This is a genomic window from Rubellimicrobium rubrum, assembly GCF_006152115.1.
GTDB lineage: Bacteria > Pseudomonadota > Alphaproteobacteria > Rhodobacterales > Rhodobacteraceae > Rubellimicrobium > Rubellimicrobium rubrum.
Window position 1 is genome coordinate 1 of record NZ_VDFU01000021.1, and the last position, 14,952, is coordinate 14,952.

Annotated in this window: 16 protein-coding genes; 9 read left to right on the forward strand and 7 right to left on the reverse strand. The window is 66.5% G+C overall.

Annotated elements, in window-relative coordinates; genetic code table 11:
- Positions 1–124: 124 nt before the first annotated feature.
- Together msrQ and msrP are read right to left on the reverse strand one after the other, a co-directional pair.
- Entirely contained in the window at positions 125–739 is a 615-nt protein-coding gene (msrQ, locus tag FHG66_RS15455; protein ID WP_139077969.1) for a protein-methionine-sulfoxide reductase heme-binding subunit MsrQ, read from the reverse strand.
- A gap of 1 nt (position 740) precedes the next feature.
- On the reverse strand, positions 741–1,643 hold the full coding sequence (gene msrP / locus FHG66_RS15460; protein WP_139077970.1) for a protein-methionine-sulfoxide reductase catalytic subunit MsrP: 903 nt from the start codon (positions 1,641–1,643) through the stop codon (positions 741–743).
- Positions 1,644–1,962: 319 nt separating this feature from the next.
- Here msrP and FHG66_RS15465 point away from each other — a divergent pair, with 319 nt between their 5' ends.
- The gene (locus FHG66_RS15465; protein WP_139077971.1) at positions 1,963–2,451 is read left to right on the forward strand and encodes a fasciclin domain-containing protein; all 489 of its coding nucleotides are present in this window, start codon (positions 1,963–1,965) and stop codon (positions 2,449–2,451) included.
- 67 nt (positions 2,452–2,518) lie between these two features.
- Here the strand turns inward: FHG66_RS15465 and clpB are convergent, their stop codons facing one another.
- Positions 2,519–5,143, reverse strand: a complete 2,625-nt coding sequence (gene clpB / locus FHG66_RS15470; RefSeq protein ID WP_139077972.1) for an ATP-dependent chaperone ClpB — start codon at positions 5,141–5,143, stop codon at positions 2,519–2,521.
- Positions 5,144–5,336: 193 nt separating this feature from the next.
- Between clpB and pyrF the strand changes: the two genes are divergently transcribed.
- Complete coding sequence (gene pyrF / locus FHG66_RS15475; RefSeq protein ID WP_139077973.1) at positions 5,337–6,026, forward strand: orotidine-5'-phosphate decarboxylase; 690 nt, start codon at positions 5,337–5,339, stop codon at positions 6,024–6,026.
- Positions 6,027–6,080: 54 nt separating this feature from the next.
- Here pyrF and FHG66_RS15480 read toward each other — a convergent pair whose 3' ends face one another.
- On the reverse strand, positions 6,081–6,569 hold the full coding sequence (locus FHG66_RS15480) for a YciE/YciF ferroxidase family protein (protein WP_176556276.1): 489 nt from the start codon (positions 6,567–6,569) through the stop codon (positions 6,081–6,083).
- A 170-nt stretch (positions 6,570–6,739) separates the two neighbouring features.
- On the opposite strand from FHG66_RS15480, the gene FHG66_RS15485 reads away from it, so the two are divergent.
- Positions 6,740–6,952 carry an orotidine 5'-phosphate decarboxylase gene (locus tag FHG66_RS15485; protein ID WP_139077975.1) on the forward strand — a complete coding sequence of 71 codons (213 nt, stop codon included), beginning with the start codon at positions 6,740–6,742 and terminating at the stop codon, positions 6,950–6,952.
- Between the two features lie 559 nt (positions 6,953–7,511).
- On the opposite strand, the gene FHG66_RS15490 is transcribed toward FHG66_RS15485, so the two are convergent.
- Positions 7,512–7,970, reverse strand: coding sequence for an NUDIX domain-containing protein (locus tag FHG66_RS15490; RefSeq protein ID WP_139077976.1), 459 nt, complete (start codon positions 7,968–7,970; stop codon positions 7,512–7,514).
- A 29-nt stretch (positions 7,971–7,999) separates the two neighbouring features.
- Between FHG66_RS15490 and FHG66_RS15495 the strand changes: the two genes are divergently transcribed.
- The 4 genes from FHG66_RS15495 (at position 8,000) to modB (ending at position 11,248) form a co-directional block, all read left to right on the forward strand.
- Positions 8,000–9,256 carry a DNA polymerase IV gene (locus tag FHG66_RS15495; RefSeq protein WP_139077977.1) on the forward strand — a complete coding sequence of 419 codons (1,257 nt, stop codon included), beginning with the start codon at positions 8,000–8,002 and terminating at the stop codon, positions 9,254–9,256.
- 114 nt (positions 9,257–9,370) lie between these two features.
- On the forward strand, positions 9,371–9,733 hold the full coding sequence (locus tag FHG66_RS15500) for a winged helix-turn-helix domain-containing protein (protein WP_139077978.1): 363 nt from the start codon (positions 9,371–9,373) through the stop codon (positions 9,731–9,733).
- 64 nt (positions 9,734–9,797) lie between these two features.
- Positions 9,798–10,553: a molybdate ABC transporter substrate-binding protein gene (gene modA, locus FHG66_RS15505; protein ID WP_139077979.1), complete on the forward strand. Its 756-nt coding sequence runs from the start codon at positions 9,798–9,800 to the stop codon at positions 10,551–10,553.
- Entirely contained in the window at positions 10,550–11,248 is a 699-nt protein-coding gene (modB, locus tag FHG66_RS15510) for a molybdate ABC transporter permease subunit (protein ID WP_139077980.1), read from the forward strand. Before modA ends, modB begins: the two co-directional genes overlap by 4 nt.
- Here modB and FHG66_RS15515 read toward each other — a convergent pair.
- Together FHG66_RS15515 and FHG66_RS15520 are read right to left on the reverse strand one after the other, a co-directional pair.
- Entirely contained in the window at positions 11,245–12,369 is a 1,125-nt protein-coding gene (locus FHG66_RS15515) for an acetoin utilization protein AcuC (RefSeq protein ID WP_281282948.1), read from the reverse strand. The two genes, modB and FHG66_RS15515, sit on opposite strands and share 4 nt — an antisense overlap.
- Positions 12,366–12,920, reverse strand: coding sequence for a glutathione peroxidase (locus tag FHG66_RS15520; protein WP_139077981.1), 555 nt, complete (start codon positions 12,918–12,920; stop codon positions 12,366–12,368). Before FHG66_RS15520 ends, FHG66_RS15515 begins: the two co-directional genes overlap by 4 nt.
- Positions 12,921–13,104: 184 nt before the next feature.
- Here FHG66_RS15520 and FHG66_RS15525 point away from each other — a divergent pair, with 184 nt between their 5' ends.
- Together FHG66_RS15525 and FHG66_RS15530 are read left to right on the forward strand one after the other, a co-directional pair.
- The gene (locus FHG66_RS15525; RefSeq protein ID WP_139077982.1) at positions 13,105–13,515 is read left to right on the forward strand and encodes a DUF1178 family protein; all 411 of its coding nucleotides are present in this window, start codon (positions 13,105–13,107) and stop codon (positions 13,513–13,515) included.
- Positions 13,516–13,696: 181 nt separating this feature from the next.
- Positions 13,697–14,935, forward strand: a complete 1,239-nt coding sequence (locus FHG66_RS15530; protein WP_139077983.1) for an aspartate kinase — start codon at positions 13,697–13,699, stop codon at positions 14,933–14,935.
- The last annotated feature ends 17 nt before the right edge of the window (positions 14,936–14,952 follow it).

Genomic DNA, 14,952 nt, shown 5'->3' on the forward strand with positions numbered 1-14,952 from the left:
ACACCACAACCCGTGCCGTCGGTGGAGGCCTCTCTACGGAAACCACATGCCCAACGCAAGCGGGAAAATGATGGGGACGTGCATTTTTTGTCCACACGGTCAGAAACGCAGACTGAAGGTGTGGTCAGGCCGTTGCAACGCGCCTGAAAGGGAGACGGGTCGCTAGAAGAAGCACGATCGCACACAGGTATAGCAGCGGCTCTAGGGCAAAGCCCCGCGCAAGCCAGACGTAGTGAACGGCCCCGAGCACCGCGATGGGATAGGTGAGCCAGTGCATGCGTCGCCATGCAGCACCGCCCATCCGCCGCAGGCTTGCATTGTTGGATGTGGCTGCCAAGGGGATCAGCATGAGGAAGGCTGCCATCCCGATCGTGACATAGGGCCGTTTGACGATGTCGGCCCAGACCGCGTCCAAAGTCTGAACGTCGAGCAAGGCCCAAACCAGGAAATGTGCCAGGACGAAGAAGAACACCAACAAGCCTAGCGCGCGACGGAACTTGAGGAGGTTGATGCCCAGCAAACGGCGGAGCGGTGTCACGGCTAGCGTGGCTACCAGCAGCTGAAGCGCCGTCTCACCATACGCCCGCTCAAGCCAGTCGATGGGCTCGACCGAGACGCCGCTCAGCGCCTGCCAGAAAAGCCATGCCATGTAGATCGCCCCCGCGCCATACAGCAGCCAGGCCGGGACCCGGCGCAGGGCCGTGTTGACGGCCTGCGCTGCCGCGGAAGGCACTGCCACGTCAGAAGTTCTCCGTCAGGTCCATGCCCTCGTAGAGGCTCGCGACCTCCTCGTAGCCGTTGAACATCAGGGTAGGCTGGCGGGATGAGAAGAGGCCGCCGCCGATCCGACGCTCCGTCGCCTGGGACCAGCGCGGATGATCCACCTCGGGGTTCACGTTTGAGTAGAATCCGTATTCGGTTGCGTTGGTCAGGTTCCAGGTTGCCGGCGGTTGTTCCTCCACAAGGGAGATCCGGACGATCGACTTGATCGACTTGAAGCCGTACTTCCAAGGCACGACCAAGCGGATCGGCGCACCATTCTGGTTTGCAAGCGGCTCGCCATAAAGCCCGGTGGCCAGGATGGCGAGAGGATGCATCGCTTCGTCTAGCCTCAGCCCCTCCACATAGGGGAAGTCGAGCACGCCCGCCTGAACGCCCGGCATCACCTCGGGCTGCACGACCGTCTCGAAGGCCACGAACCGGGCCGCCGGTTGCACCCCGACCTTGGCCAGGACATCCGCGAGTTCGACGCCATTCCAGGGGATCACCATGGACCAGCCTTCGACGCAGCGCAGACGGTAGATCCGCTCCTCGGTCTCGATTCCCGACAGCAGATCGTCCAGGGCGTAGTCGCCCGGATTATCCACCAGGCCATCGACCTTGACCGTCCAGGGCTGGGTTGCCATCTCGCCGGCGTAACGGGCCGGATCGGCCTTGTCGTAACCGAACTCGTAGAAGTTGTTGTAGCCTTGGATCTCTTCGAGGGTGTTCGGCTGCAGTGGCTCCTGCTGGGCCTGCGCGGGACGCGCCAAAGCCATCGCGCCAAGGCCCCCTGCCCCGGCGATGATCTGGCGACGGTTGAGCCAAAGCTCCTTGGGCGTCACGTCCGCCCAGGTCAGGTCATTCGTCCAACGTTGCGCCATCTCATCCTCCTGCGTCGCCTAACAGGTAGGCACGGCGATGATCGAAGCCAGCCATGGCTTGTCACGTTGATGTAAGCCCAAGCGCCATCGAGAGACAATCGTCCGAGATGGCCATGAAAGCTACCGTTTCCAGGGGGTAGCGCGATCACAACTGCTCGCTTGGCAAAGCCTTGCAGAGGCGAATGGCTCCGATCAGCGATCCTGCGCGCAGGCTGCCAAGCGGGCCATGATTTATGATCCGCACCCGGTGTCCTGTCGGAAGAGCGCCTAAGTTGGGCGCCAGATGCCGACCACGGCATCCGTAAAGGGAGACACAACCATGCGTATGACCCTTCTGGCCGCTTCAGCCGCCGCTTTCGCAGGCTTTGGCACGCTGGCCTTTGCCCAAGAGGAGCAGGACATCCTTGGGACCGCTGCCGCTGCAGGCAACTTCACCACGCTGGCCGCCGCCGTCGAGGCAGCGGGCCTGACCGAAACCCTGTCGGGCGAAGGTCCGTTCACCGTCTTCGCGCCGACCGACGACGCCTTTGCCGCGCTGCCCGCAGGCACGCTCGACGAGCTTCTGGCGAACCCCGAGCAGCTGGCCTCAATCCTGACCTATCACGTCGTCTCGGGCGAGGTCACCTCGGACCAGCTGACCGAAGGCCAGGAGGTCACGACGGTCAACGGCGCCCCGGCGACGATCACGCTGGAAGGCGGACCCAAGATCAACGGGGCCAACATCACGACACCTGACGTGCAGGCCTCGAACGGTGTGATCCATGTGATCGATGGCGTCATCCTGCCGCCAGAGGCTCCGGCGCAATAAGCGCCCCAACCTGAGCAGCAGAAAACCCCCGGCGGATCGCTCCGCCGGGGGCCGTCCATTAGAGGCCTCAGTGCACGACCGCGTCCATGGGCCGATCAGTCCGGGCGCCAGACCCGCTCGCCACGCGATTGCCGACAATCAGCCCATCGGGGCCAGCCGTCACCGTCACGGTCTCGTCGTCCCTGACCTCTCCGGCCAGGATCATCTCGGCCAACTGGTCCTGCAGGGCGCGCTGGATGACCCGCTTGAGCGGCCGCGCCCCAAAGACGGGATCGTAGCCTTCGTCCGCCAGCCATTGCTTCGCGCCCTGGTCGAGGTCGAGCCTGATCTTGCGCGCCGCCAGCCGCTTTTCGAGCCGCTTGAGCTGGATCTCCACAATACCCGTCATGTCGGACCGGTCGAGACGGTCGAAGATGATCTGCTCGTCCAGACGGTTCAGGAACTCGGGCCGGAAGTGCGTCCGGACCGCTTCCATCACCTCACGCTTGGCCAAGGTCGCGTCCGAGCCCTCGGGCAGCTCGGACAGGGCCCGCGCGCCAAGGTTCGAGGTCAGCACGATGATGGTCTGCTTAAAGTCCACCGTGCGGCCCTGGCCGTCGGTCAGCATCCCGTCATCGAGAACCTGCAGCAGGACGTTGAACACGTCCGGATGCGCCTTCTCCACTTCGTCGAACAGCACGACCTGATAGGGCCGGCGCCGGACGGCCTCGGTCAGGACGCCGCCTTCATCATAGCCCACATAGCCCGGAGGCGCGCCGATGAGGCGGCTGACCGCGTGCTTTTCCATGAACTCGGACATGTCGATGCGGACCATCGCCGTGTCGTCGTCGAACAGGAACTCGGCCAAGGCCTTGGTCAGCTCAGTCTTGCCGACGCCGGTCGGGCCCAGGAACAGGAAGCTGCCCAGCGGCCGCCCCTCGTCGTTGAGCCCCGCCCGCGCCCGGCGCACGGCCCGGCTCACCGCCTCCACGGCCGCGCGCTGACCGACGACGCGCTTGCCCAGCGCTTCCTCCATGCGGAGGAGCTTGTCGCGCTCGCCTTCCAGCATCCGGCTGGTCGGGATGCCCGTCCAGCGCTCCACGACCTCGGCGATCTGCTCGGGCCGCACGGCCTCCTCGACCATCAGGCCGTCGCCCTGGGTCTCGGCCTCGGCCAGCTCGCGCTCCAGCTGCGGGATCTCGCCATAGGCGAGCCGCCCGGCCTCGGCCAAGTTGCCCTCGCGCTTGGCCCGATCAAGCTGCGCGCGCGCGTCCTCCAGCCGCTCCTTGACGAAACGGGCGGATTCGAGCGTAGCGCGTTCGGCCTGCCACTTGGCGGTCATCGCGGCCGAGCGCTCCTGAACCTCCGACATCTCCTTCTCAAGCCGTGACAGCCGGTCCTTGGAGGCGTCGTCGTCCTCCTTCTTCAAAGCCTCGGCTTCGATCTGCAGCTGCAGGAGCTGACGGTCGAGCTGGTCCAGCTCCTCGGGCTTTGAGTCGATCTCCATCCGCAGCCGGGACGCCGCCTCATCGACCAGGTCGATGGCCTTGTCGGGCAGGAAGCGGTCGGTGATGTAGCGGTGCGACAGCTGCGCCGCCGCGACCAGCGCGGAGTCGCTGATCCGCACACCGTGGTGCAGCTCGTACTTCTCCTTGATGCCGCGCAGGATGCTGATCGTGTCTTCGACCGTGGGCTCCTCGACCATGATCGGCTGGAACCGCCGGGCCAAGGCCGCGTCCTTCTCGACGTGCTTGCGGTATTCGTCGAGCGTGGTGGCGCCGATGCAGTGCAGCTCCCCGCGCGCCAGCGCCGGCTTGATCAGGTTCGCCGCGTCCATCGCGCCATCGGCTTTGCCCGCGCCGACAAGCGTGTGCATCTCGTCGATGAAGACGATGACCTCGCCCGCCGCCGCCTCGATCTCCTTCAGCACGGCCTTGAGACGCTCCTCGAACTCGCCCCGGTACTTCGCGCCCGCAATCAGCGAGCCCATGTCGAGCGCCATCAGGGTCTTGTTGCGCAGGGACTCGGGCACGTCGCCGTTGACGATCCGCAGCGCGAGCCCCTCCGCGATAGCGGTCTTGCCCACGCCCGGCTCGCCGATCAGCACCGGGTTGTTCTTGGTGCGGCGCGACAGCACCTGCATCGAACGGCGGATTTCCTCGTCGCGGCCGATGATGGGGTCAATCTTGCCATCCCGCGCGGCCTCGGTCAGGTCGCGGGCATATTTCCGGAGCGCGTCGTAGCCCTCCTCGGCCGATGCGGTATCGGCGGTGCGGCCCTTTCTCACATCATTGATCGCGGCGTTCAGCTTCTGCGCGGTGACGGCGCCAGCGTCGAGAGCCTCCTGGGCCTTCGACTTCACCATGGCCAGGGCCATAAGCATCCGCTCAACCGGCACAAAGCTGTCCCCGGCCTTGGTCGCGACCTTCTCGGCCTCATCGAGAACGCGCACGAGCGAGCTGTCCACGTAAGCCTGACCCGCGTCGCCCGACACCTTGGGCTGACGCGCGACGGCAGCATCCACAGCCTCGCGCACGCGGGCCGACGACCCGCCCGAGCGGTCGATCAGGTTGGCGGCAAGCCCCTGATCGTCGTCCATCAAAGCTTTCAGCAGGTGTTCCGGCAGAACGCGCTGGTTCTGTTCGCGTATCGCGATGGTCTGGGCAGCTTGCAGGAATCCGCGCGACCGTTCCGTGAACTTCTCCAAGTTCATGGCATCTCCTTTCCAAAGCGCCCGCTTCGGAATCGCCCGCCTGATGCGGCACGTCCCATCGGGCCTTGCTGAAGATGTGGGTCGTGTTTTTTCCTGCTGCAAGACCTCTCCGAGGGATAATCCGACGCCTGTTCCGCGCCTTGACTCAGGGAGCCCTGACGCCCAAGGACGTCCCAGCCCGAGGAGGACCGCCATGCCCGATGACCGCCTGATCGTAGCCCTCGACGTGCCCGACGCTCTGTCCGGCCTCCGCTTGGCCGAACAGCTGGGCGATACGGTCTCGTTCTACAAGGTCGGATTGGGGATGCTGACCGGCGGGGGCCTCGCGCTGGCGCGGGAGCTCAAGGACGAGCAGGGCAAGCGCATCTTTCTTGACATGAAGCTGTTCGACATCGGCGCGACGGTAGAGGCAGCGGTACGGGGGCTTGCGCGCTTCGATCTCGACTTTCTGACCGTGCATGGCGACCCTCAGGTCGTCGGTGCGGCCGTGCAGGGAGCGGGCGGCACGGGCCTGAAGATCCTTGCCGTGACCATCCTGACCTCGTTGAACCGGGCCGATCTCGACGCCTGCCTGATCCGGGAGGGGGACCTCGAAGGCATCGTGGCGGAGCGCGCCGGTCGGGCCATGGAAGCGGGAGCCCATGGCGTCATCGCCTCCCCGCGCGAGGCGGCACTGATCCGCGCCCTGCCCGAGGCGGTTGGCCGCTTGATCGTCACGCCAGGCGTGCGTCCCACGGGCGCGGCTCTGGGCGATCAGAAGCGCGTGGAGACCCCGGCTGCCGCACTCGGGGCCGGAGCCGACCACATCGTCATCGGCCGTCCCATCTGGCAGGCCTCCGATCCGCGTGCGGCAACCCAGGCCATTCTGGCCGAGCTGCCCTGAACGAAGACGGCCGCCCCCGGGGGGGCGGCCGCCGCTTCAGCCCTTGGCCATGCTTTACGCGGCCTGTTGGGCCCGCTGGTTCACCATGGTTTCGGCGATCCGGGTCAGCTTCTGGTCCGTCTGCTTTTCCTGGTCGAGGATCTGCTGAAGGATCCCTTCCACGTCCTGCCGACCGAGCTCACGGGCCCAAGCGACGAGGGTGCCGTACTTCGTGATCTCGAAATGCTCGTTGGCTTGCGCCAGCGCCAAGGCTACCGCATCGAGAGCCGGCGGCTGGGCCAGACCCATCATCCGCTGCGCGTCCGCGATCAGCCCGTCGACCGCCTGGCACTGCGCCTCCTGAGGCTGCACGCCCAAGGTCTGGAACACCTGCTCCAGCATCTTCACCTGCTGCTGGGTTTCCTGCTCATGCTGTTCCAGCGCGGCGCGGAACTCCTCGCTTTGCGCGGCTTGGGCCAGTTGCGGCATTGCCTGAAGAAGGGCACGCTCGGCGTAGAAGGCTTCCTGCAGCCCCATTTCGAATGCGTCTTGTAGGGAATTCATGTTGACCTCCATGATGGGGGAGAAGTCGGGGCGCGTTCATCGAATCTGGCACCCTTCCGACACTCTCCGAACCTTTGGACCGGCAACAGGTTCCACCCAAAGATTCTTCATCGGGCGGCAACCATCACGAGTGCAGCGTAAGCTCAGCCACATTGAAGGGTCGGGGGGCCATGCGGACGGTCAAGCTGGGACAAGTGCGCTACGACGCGATCACAGGCATCTTCGAGGCTCGGGTGGATGTGGAGCGCGATGGGCGGACCTTCCGCTATCCGTGCCGCGTAGAGGCTCCCGAGGCCACGCCTCGGGACTGGATCGAGCAAGCCCTGACGCGCCATGCCCTACGGCAGTCCGACACCGGCCCGATACGGCCTCGCCCTCACTGATTCGCTGCCCCTGCACTGCGACCGTTGCCCGCGGAGGCTGTGGCGGGCCTCTGCCAAGCCACGCGCTTACGCACAAGGTTTCCGCCCCGCCGACCGCCACGCTGTTGGACACAAGAAGAAGGCAATCAGAGATCCCTGTGTGAGGCTCCGTGCCGATGCCGCGGTCCGCGATGTGTACAAAGTTGCGGGCTGAAGCTGCATCCCGGCGTGGGTTCCATAGGGACAGAACCGCGAGGATGACCAGTCTCCTACTGAGCGCCGCCTCCGGGCTGGAGTTCATGGCGGCTGCCGTCACCAGAACGCCGTCCATAAGGTTGGTGACCTGAGGATGGACAGCAGCCCATAATGCCTCCCAAGAGCGGCGCTGTCACAGACAGGAGTCACCGCTCCAAGGCGGGAAGCCGCCTGTCATACGTCCACAGCATCACCGACCACTCCAGGACCTGCCCCTGCCCCCACCATGCCCTGCATGCACGCCCCCTGCCCAGGACGATGAAAGCCCCGAACGGCAGAACGATGGTCAAGCCGGAGGGAGAGGAGCCGAGATCCCGACATCCCGCTATGATGGCGTGGGTCCCATCCGGGACGACGCTACCCTTCCTCCTGGCCCATCATGCATCCACGCCCGAAGCCGCGCCTGCAGGGACGGCACGGCATCTGGCAAGGTCAGGAACCGCTCGGGTGGAATGAGAAGCCATCCCTGCCCCTCGTCTCGCATAACAATCGTGCGCGCGGCCTCGGCCGGCATCCGCAGCACATAGAACCAGCTGGTGCGACTGGGATCGACCATGGCGGGGAAGCGGCTGTCCCACAGCCACTCTGCCCCGGTCAAATCAAGCCCGACTTCCTCGCGCGCTTCGCGGATCAGGGTTTCGCGGGGGGTCTCGGCGCCTTCGCGTCCGCCGCCGACGAAATCCCAGCACCCCGGAAACGGGATGGTCGGAATATTGTCCCGCAGCGTGGTTAAAAGGCGGCTACCCAGGAACAGCGCCCCTTTCGCGCCCACATAGTCCTGCATCACCGGCCCCTTCGCGTTATCCTGGGGCCATGCCTGCCTTATGCCGTGATTGCCTGCACCGATTCGATAGCGGGGACCGTCGCTGTCCCGCCTGCCGGTCGCCCCGCGTCACGACCCATCCCGAGCTGTTCGACCTGTCCATCGCCCATATGGACTGCGATGCCTTCTTTGCGGCCGTCGAGAAGCGCGACAACCCAGACCTCCGCGACGTCCCCGTGATCGTCGGCGGCGGCAAGCGCGGCGTCGTCTCGACGGCCTGCTACCTGGCGCGCATCCGGGGCGTCCGCTCGGCCATGCCGATGTTCGAGGCGCTGCGGCTCTGCCCGGAGGCGGTCGTCGTGAAGCCCCGCTTTGCGGCCTATGTCGAAGCCTCCCGCGCCATCCGCGCCATGATGGAGGAGTTGACCGACCGGATCGAGCCGCTGAGCCTCGACGAGGCCTTTCTGGACCTGTCGGGAACCGAGCGTCTTCACGGCGCGGCGCCCGCCACCATGCTGGCCCGGCTCACCCGGCGGATGCAGGCGGAGTTGGGGCTCACTGGCTCCATCGGTCTGTCGCACAACAAGTTCCTGGCCAAGGTCGCCTCGGACCTCGACAAGCCGCGTGGCTTTTCCGTCATCGGTCGGGCCGAAACCCAGGGATTCCTGGAGCCGCAGCCCGTCCGCCTGATCTGGGGCATCGGCCCCGCTGGCCAAGAGGCGCTGGGTCGGGCCGGAATTCGCACGATCGGGGACCTGCTTCGGTGGGACCGTCGCGACCTTCATGCTCGTTTCGGCCATATGGGCGAGCGGCTCTGGCATCTTGCGCGGGGTCAGGACGTGCGGGCGGTCAACTCGGATCGCGACACCAAGAGCATCTCGAACGAGACGACCTTTCACCAGGACACGGCGGATCGCGACCTTCTTGACGGCCATGTCTGGCGGCTGGCCGAGAAGGTGTCGTCCCGCGCCAAGGCCCAGGAGCTTGCGGGGCGGGTGGTGGTGCTCAAGCTCAAGCGCTCCGACCACCATCTCCTGACCCGCCGCGTCGCCCTGCGGGAGCCGACCCAGATCGCGGACGCCATCTACCGCGCGGCACGGGGCCTGCTGGACCAGGTGAGCGAGCTCGGCCCCTTCCGCCTGCTGGGTGTGGGCCTCGCGGAGATCACCGGGGGCGACCTCGCAGACCGCGAGGGGGACATGCTCGACCCTGACGCCGCGCGGCGTGCCCGGGCCGAGCGGGCGGCCGATGCGATCCGCGCGAAGTTTGGGGATGGAGCGATCCTCAAGGGCCGTGCGTTACGATAAGAAGGGCCCCGTCCCGCGGGCTCCGACCCGTGTTGGGGAACAAAGGACGGCCATGCCTCGCATCTCGCGCAACCTTTCCTTGTGCAATCGGCCTCTAGACAGGATGGTCGAGCCATGAGCGCCGCTGACCCGTCCATTCATCTCCGCATCCCCTTGGGCGAAGGCGTCCGCTTCGGCCCCGGAAAGGCGGACCTTCTCACCCGCATCCGCGAGACCGGCTCGGTCGCTGCCGCAGCCGCTGGCTTGGGCATGAGCTACCGCCGCGCGTGGTCCCTCGTGGCGGAGGCGAACAAGGCCTTCCGCGCGCCGCTCGTGGAACTCGCGCGGGGCGGAGAGGGCGGAGGCGGCGCTCGGCTGACCAAGGAGGGCGAGGCCGTGCTGGCCTCGTACCGCGCCTTGGAGGCCCTCGTCCTGACCGAAGGCGCGGCCTACATCGCCGCGATCCGCGACCGGGCCGACATGTCCGGCCGGAGATAACGCTTGCCTTGGGACACAGGCGACAGCGATATATCCGACCGGACATATCGCCCCAAGGAGTGCCATGCTGCGCGCCGTACTTGCCGCCCTGCTGATCGCGACGCCGGCCATGGCCGATCAGGTGACGGTTTTCGCCGCCGCGAGCCTCAAGACCGCCCTGGACGACATCGCCGCCAGTTGGGAGGTCCGGACAGGCCATGACGTGGTCCTGTCCTATGCGGGGACGCCGCAGCTTGCCCAGCAGATTGCGCAAGGCGCACCTGCGGACCTGTTCCTGTCGGCGTCGACCGACTGGATGGACGAACTTCAATCCAAGGACCTGATCGTGGAGGGCAGCCGACACGACCTCTTGGGCAACAGCTTGGTCCTCGTGGCTCACGGGACGGCCCAACCGGTCACCATCGGTCCTGGTCTGGACCTCCTGGCCCTTCTGGACGGCGGCCGGCTCGCCATGGGCTTCGTGGACTCGGTGCCTGCCGGGATCTACGGGCGGGAGGCCCTGACAAGCCTCGGTCTTTGGGAGCAGATCGAGCCCCAGGTCGCGCAGACCGAAAACGTCCGGGCCGCGCTGGCGCTTGTGTCCTCCGGCGAGGCGCCGCTTGGCGTGGTCTACGGATCGGACGCCGTGGCCGCGCTCGCGGCAGGCGAGGCGTTGTCCGTCTTGGGCACCTTTCCAGAGGACAGCCATTCGGCCATCGTCTATCCCGTGGCGCTGGTTGCTGGCCGCGAACATCCTGCCGCGTCGGACTTCCTCGATTGGCTGACCTCCGCTGAAGCCGCCACGGTGTTCGAAGGCCAAGGCTTCCGGGTACTCGACTGACGCCTTGGCTGGACCCGGAGGAGTGGACGGCGCTCCTGCTGTCACTGCGGGTGTCGCTGGTTGCCACCTTGGCAAGCCTGCCGCTCGCCCTTCTGTCCGCTCAGGCGCTGGCGCGCTGGCGCTTTCCCGGGCGCGGGCTCCTCAATGTCCTGATCCACATGCCCCTGGTGATGCCGCCCGTGGTGACCGGCTATCTCCTCCTCGTCACCTTCGGCACCCGAGGTCCGATAGGCATGCTCCTTCAGGATTGCTGCGGCATCGTCTTCGCGTTCCGCTGGACCGGCGCCGCGCTGGCGGCCGGGGTCATGGCCTTTCCGCTGATGGTGCGGCCCATCTGGCTGTCCATTGAGGCCGTTGCCATTCACCTCGAGGAGTCCGCCGCAGACCTGGGGGCCCGGCCGCTTTGGGTGTTCCTGACAGTTACCCTGCCGCTGGCCTTGCCGGGCCTTGTCGCGGGCGCGGTGCTGGGCTTTGCCCGCGCCATGGGAGAGTTCGGGGCCACGATCACCTTTGTCTCCAGCATCCCCGGCGAGACGCAAACGCTGCCCTCGGCCATCCATGCCTTTCTCCAGGTTCCGGGCGGGGAGCGCGCGGCCATTCGGTTGGTGCTCGTGTCCATCGCAGTGTCGGGCGCTGCGATCGTGCTGTCGGAGGTCCTGGGTCGCGCCGTGGCGGGACGGGTAACCGGACGCTAGACCCAGGCCCGGAGCCGTCCAGCCAGTTCCCCCAGGGAGGCCACAACCCCATCCCCGGGCGTTCCCCCCCGCCAGGGATCCGCAAGCGTCGTGACCCAGTCCTCGGCCGGCTCGACGGCACGGCCACCCCCCCGGCGCTCCCAACGGAGCCCACGCAGCACCGCCTGCGCATCCGACGGCAACCGGTCCGGCGCGTCCTGCCTGGCCAGGGCTCCCCAGAGCCGGGTCCAGCATCGCCCGACCGCCCATGGGTTGTAGCCGCCTCCGCCCAGCAGCATCAGCCGTGACGCGAGGGGTCTGAGTCCGTTCAGTACCCCCAAATGCGCGTTGTTCGACAGCGCCATTCGGGACTGCGGATCCTCCAGAACTCCGTCCGAGCCCGCTTGCAGCACGATCGCGTCAGGCCGGAACGCCGCTACGGCGGGCAGGATCAGTCTGTCACGCACCAGCGCCATGTCGTCGTCGTGGAAGCCGCGCGGAACCGGCAAGTTGAAGACATTGCCCAGCCCCCTATCCGTGATCGCTCCGGTCCGAGGCCATCGGTCCGCCTCATGGACCGAGACGAGGAGGGTATCGGAGTCGTCGCGAAAGCCATGCTCCACGCCGTCGCAATGATGCGCGTCGATGTCCACATAGGCCACCCGCCGCGCGCCCTGGGCCCTGAGGGCCAGGATCGCAAAGGCCGGGTCGTTCAGATAGCAGAACCCGTTGGCCCGGTCCGGAAAGGCGTGATGCGTGCCGCCGCCGGGGACGTGGACCACGCCCCCGGCGGCCAGAATCTGGGCGGCCAGCATGACCCCTCCGACACCGGTTGCAGGACGCCTGTACATTTCGGGGAAGACGGGGTTGGAGGTGGTGCCCAGCCCGTGACGGGCGCGCGTTGCGTCGTCCACGACCTGCTGGGCCTCGGCCCGTTCCAGCGCCGCCACATAGCCGGGGGTGTGCCAGGCTGTCAGGGCAGCCGGCTTAGCGCGCGGGCTGGATCTGAACCGCTCGGGGGGCAGCCAGCCCAAGGCCCGCGCCAGATCCATGACCGTCGAGACGCGCGGGATGCGCAAGGGATGCCAGGGGCCATAGCTCGACCCCCTATAGATCTCGGAGCCGATGAGGAGCGGCGTCAGGACCGTAGCGCCGCCTCGACGGCTTGGGTGATGGCAGGCCCGGTCGGCGCCTCACCCGAACCCCATGAGCCCAGAACCTTGCCGTCCGCACCGATCAGGACCTTGTTGAAGTTCCACTGCGGTTCAAAACCTTGCGTGTCGCGCAGCCAGGCGAAGAAGGGATGTGCACCCTCGCCCCGGACCGGGGTGATCCCTGTCATCGGCAGGTCGAGGTCATAGTTCAATTCGCAAAAATCCTTGACCTCGGCATCGGACGCCAGCTCCTGCCTGAAATCGTCCGACGGCACCGCGACAACCACGAGCCCCCGGTCCCTGTAGCTGTCGTACAGCGCCTGCAGGTCCGCATACTGGGGAGTATAGCCGCACAGGGAGGCGGTGTTCGCGATAAGGACAGGGTGACCGACCCAATCCCCAAAGCCGATCTGTCCGCCATCGATCGAGTTGAACCGGAACTGCTGCAACTGCGCCTCCTCCGGGGTGGCGGCCTCGATCGCTGCCGAGGGCAGGATGGCCACGAAAGCGAGAGCCAGGGTCATTGCGAGGTACTGCATAGGCGACTCCCCTTCATCCCAGCGGACGATAGCGCCCCCCGCACGCAGGTCCATCACACGATTGCGAGACGCATCGGGCGGCGATGCAACGCCTGTCGATCAGGCTTCCATCGCGACGTCCCAGACGGTTGCGGTCGGCGAACCCGTGCTTATCTTGGCAAAGTCAGCTGAGGAAAACGGGGCCATGGTCCGCTACAGCCTTTCATGCGCGGACGGCCACAGCTTCGAAAGCTGGTTCGGGTCCGCGTCCGCCTTCGACGACCTTGCCAAGCGCGGGCTCCTGTCCTGCGCCGAATGCGGCTCGTCCAAGGTGGAGAAGGCGCTGATGGCGCCTGCCGTGTCCACCGCGCCCAAGGACCTGACCAAGCCTAGCGACCCTCGGGAGGCCATGCTTGCCGCCATGCGTCGTCAGGTCGAGGAAAACTCGGACTATGTGGGCCTGAGCTTCGCCGCCGAGGCGCGGGCGATGCACGAAGGCACCAAGCCCGAGCGGTCGATCTGGGGCGAGGCCAAGCCAGAAGAGGCCAAGGCGTTGATCGAGGAGGGCATCCGGGTGGCCCCCCTCCCCTTCATTCCCAAGCGCAGCGCCAACTAGGGTGCCGGAGAGATCAGCTTTGTCCCGGGCTTCGAGACCGGGACGAAGCGGTGGCTCGGGAGCCCGGATGGGTTGATCCCCTCTCTCCCCGACAAAGACCGAAGCCGGGCGGCCTGCGCGACCCGCATTGCCCCTGCGGCGCGGCGCGATTATGAGGGCGCCCGGAACTCTGGGGACCCGTATGTCCATCCTTGTCATGAAGTTTGGCGGCACATCGGTCGCCAATGTGGATCGCATTGCGCGCGCGGCCAAGCGCGCCGCTGTCGAGGTGGCCAAGGGCCACGACGTCATCGTCATCGTATCCGCGATGGCCGGCGAGACGAACAAGCTCGTGGGCTGGGTTCAGGACACTTCGCCCCTCTACGACGCGCGCGAGTACGATGCCGTCACCTCCTCGGGCGAGAACGTGACGGCGGGCCTCATGGCGCTGCGGCTGCAGGAGATGGATATCCCCGCCCGCTCCTGGCAGGGCTGGCAGGTGCCGCTCCTGACCACCTCGGCCCATGGCTCCGCCCGGATCGAGGCGATTCCGACCGAGAACATCCTGCGCAAGTTCGACGAAGGCATGAAGGTCGCTGTGGTCGCGGGCTTCCAGGGCATCAGCCCGGAAGGGCGGATCACCACCCTGGGCCGCGGCGGATCGGACACCACCGCCGTGGCCTTTGCCGCCGCCTTCGATGCCGTGCGCTGCGACATCTACACGGACGTGGACGGGGTCTACACCACCGACCCCCGCATCTGTGCCAAGGCCCGCAAGCTCGACCGCATCGCCTTCGAGGAAATGCTGGAGTTGGCCTCGCTTGGCGCCAAGGTGCTCCAGACCCGCTCGGTTGAGTTGGCGATGCGCTACAAGGTGAAGCTGCGGGTGCTATCCAGCTTCGAGGAACAGACCGACGAGGCGGGAACCCTCGTCTGCGACGAGGAGGACATCATGGAGTCGAACGCGGTCGCCGGCGTGGCCTATAGCCGGGACGAGGCCAAGCTCACGCTAATGGCGGTGGCCGATCGTCCGGGTATCGCCGCCGCGATCTTCGGGCCCCTGGCCGAGGCCGGGGTGAACGTGGACATGATCGTTCAGAACATCTCTGAAGGTGGCCGCACCGACATGACCTTCTCCTGCCCCAACGACCAGGTCCTGCGGGCGCAGCATGCGATGGACGAGGCCAAGGCCCGTGGCGACATCGGCTTCGACGACCTCGTGGTGGACCAGGGCGTGGCCAAGGTTTCGGTGGTAGGCATCGGGATGCGCTCGCATGCGGGCGTCGCCGCGCAGATGTTCAAGGCGCTCGCCGCCGAGAACGTCAACATCAAGGTCATCACAACCTCCGAGATAAAAATTTCCGTGCTGATCGACCGGAAATACATGGAACTGGCCGTGCAGGCGCTCCATGATGCATTCGGCTTGGAAAAGGCCGCCTGATAGGCACACGCGACGGG